Raw genomic sequence first — 2,635 nt, forward strand, 5'->3', positions numbered from 1 at the left:
GATTCTCAAAGAATCGCACTGGCCCAAGTTTCGCGAGCCAAGCCAGAACCGCCGGATACGGTGTCGACGGCCAAGACCGTTCGCTATGTCGATGTCGGTCTTCAAGCAGATGCCCGCGACGCTGCGGGAACGTTCACCACCACCATCACCATCCTGGATCTGAAGGAGCCAGCCTCACCGCGTCGCTTCCCGTTCGCTGGACGGCTGCAAGCATTGGAGTGGGGAGCTGTGGACGATCTCTACTTCGTGACACAGCGATTCTGGAGCACGGACGGCGAGCCAATCGAAACTGTCGTGCGAGCGCTCAAAGACGGCGAAGTGCGTGACGTGTTCAGAGTCGGCGGCATCATGCAGGGCATCGATCCGCACATTTCACCCGACGGTCGCTGGCTGTCCGTGAGCTCCGATGTCGATTCGCAGATCTGGGATGACTTCAATAGTCTGCTGGTGGTGGAGCTGGCGACGGGCAAAGTGCGGCGACTCACGCACGACAAGTATGTCAGTGGCACTAGTGTGCGTTGGGCGCCTGATTCACAGTCGCTGTACTACATGACTCGCGATGGTGGCTGGACGCAGATTCAGCGCTCCGATCTCGACGGGCGTTCGGTCGCACTGACCGACTCGCCCACGTTGAAGCAACAGTTGCAGGTGTCGCCAGACGGGCAACGACTTGCCTACGTTGCTACTGACGGCTCGGCTCGAATCGAACTGCGCTCGCGAGCGACGAAGTCGAACCGCGATACCCGTGTGGCGTTACTGAACGATCCTGCGACCCGTTTCCAGCTGGGCCGCTTCGAACGCGTGAAGTTTCCGAACGGCGAAGGGCTGCAACTTGCCGCTTGGGTGATCTATCCGCCGGACTTCAATCCCAACAAGAAATATCCATTGTTCGTCGACGTGCACGGCGGCGGGCCGGGCAGCTTTCTTTATCTGATGGCGCCGCTCAGTGCCGGGACTGCGCATGGCCCGTTGGAATGGCATACCTGGGCCAGCAAAGGCTATGTGGTGTTCGTGCCGGACTACCGCTCGTCTGGAGAATATGGACCGGGTATTGCCTCGGCACGTCATCGCAACGGCGACTTTGGCGGCATCGAAGCCGATGTGCGCGACGTCGATGCCGGCGTCGAGTGGATATCTACGCGAACTTACATCGACACATCGAGAATCGGCATTCTTGGCGCGAGTGCCGGCGGCGCACGTGTGAATCTGCTCCTCACTCGTAGCACTCGATATCGCGCGGCGGCCATGCACGATGCAATCGCGGCCGGCGTCTTGCCCGACTTTCTCTACAGCTTGACGGGGGCTCGCACCGGGTCGGTGTCTACGATGGGGTTCTGGCAAGCCCGACTGGGACGGCTTGCGGACCGGCCCAAGGATTTTCTGGGCGGCTTTTTGTTCGATGGCTACAAGAGCAAAACCCCGACGCTGATTCTGGTCGGCGGCGATCGCGCTCAAGAAGCGATGCCAGCGTCAGATCCGTTTTCGGCGGAGGTGCTGTTCTCGGTATTGCGCCAGAGTCACGTTCCTGCACGGATGCTTCGTTATCTGGACGACGGCCATGGATTTCAGACGCCGGCGTCGGCCAGTCACGCGTTCGAGCAGGTCGATGCCTGGTTCGCGGAGCATCTGGACATGGCCATGGATGCCAATGGCGCGATCCAGTTCGACGGTGGCCGAGTCAAGTCGAGGTAGGGCAGGAGTCACGGTCCTCGGGAAGGTTGCACCGCTGCGCCGGCCGCTGGCTCCGGCGCAGCGGGTTGCGTCGACTTCAGCACGAAGCTGCCCGACGGGCCTATCGTCACCCGCACCGGAAATGACATCTCCAAGGTTCTGAGCCAGCCGTCGACGTCGTTGCTGAACACGGTGCCGGTGATGCGCAATGCGCCGACGTCCGCGTCGGCGATTTCGATGTCTCGTAACGTGTAGCGATGCACGTCCGCGAGCACGGTGCGCAGCGGTTCATTGATATATTGCAGTCGGCCTTCACGCCAGCCGCCCACGGAGGCGGCATCGACTGTTTCCGCTGCCGGTGCCGAGCCGTTCGATTCGATGTTCACTCGGTTGCCGGCGGTAAGTTGCACGGGGGCAGCGGTGGCGGACTCGGCGTTTGATCCGGCGCCAGGTTCGGACGCCACTTGCACGATTCCTTCCGACACCGACACCACGACTTGTTCCGAACTGCGACGCACGTTGAACTGCGTACCGACTGCGGTGACTTCAGTGCCGCCAGCGTGCACGACGAACGGTCGTTGCGCGTCCTTGGCGACGTCGAAAAAAGCTTCGCCACTTTGCAAAGTGATATCGCGTTGCTGGTCGGTCAGTGCCACTGTTACCCACGAACGGGCACCCACCGTGAGGATGGAGCCATCCGAGAGGCGCAGCTGCTGTTGTTCGCCGATACCGGTTTGCACTGTTGTGTGAGAGGGCGCCATCAGGTTCAACACCACCGGCAGTTGCGAGAGCCCGGCGACGGTGGCAACTAACGTGCTCGCGGCGAGCGCGTAGCCCAATCGTTTGCGAGTCCGCTGCTGATGCCACTTCGACACGGGCTCAGTAGGGTCGTACCGATCCCGCACCGATTCTTTCCAACGAGGCAGCTCGGGTGTCACGCCGCCGGAATTGCTCCACACCGCTT

The 2,635-nt window shown here is 61.5% G+C and carries 2 protein-coding genes; one reads left to right on the plus strand and one right to left on the minus strand.

Annotated features, from left to right (window positions below):
- A partial coding sequence (locus JNL55_RS17275) for a prolyl oligopeptidase family serine peptidase (protein WP_293856202.1) occupies positions 1-1,692 on the plus strand: 1,692 nt, incomplete at its 5' end.
- Between the two features lie 8 nt (positions 1,693-1,700).
- Here JNL55_RS17275 and JNL55_RS17280 read toward each other — a convergent pair.
- A partial coding sequence (locus tag JNL55_RS17280; RefSeq protein ID WP_293856205.1) for a FecR family protein occupies positions 1,701-2,635 on the minus strand: 935 nt, incomplete at its 5' end.

This window comes from Steroidobacter sp., assembly GCF_016790065.1.
In the GTDB taxonomy this organism is placed as follows: domain Bacteria; phylum Pseudomonadota; class Gammaproteobacteria; order Steroidobacterales; family Steroidobacteraceae; genus Steroidobacter.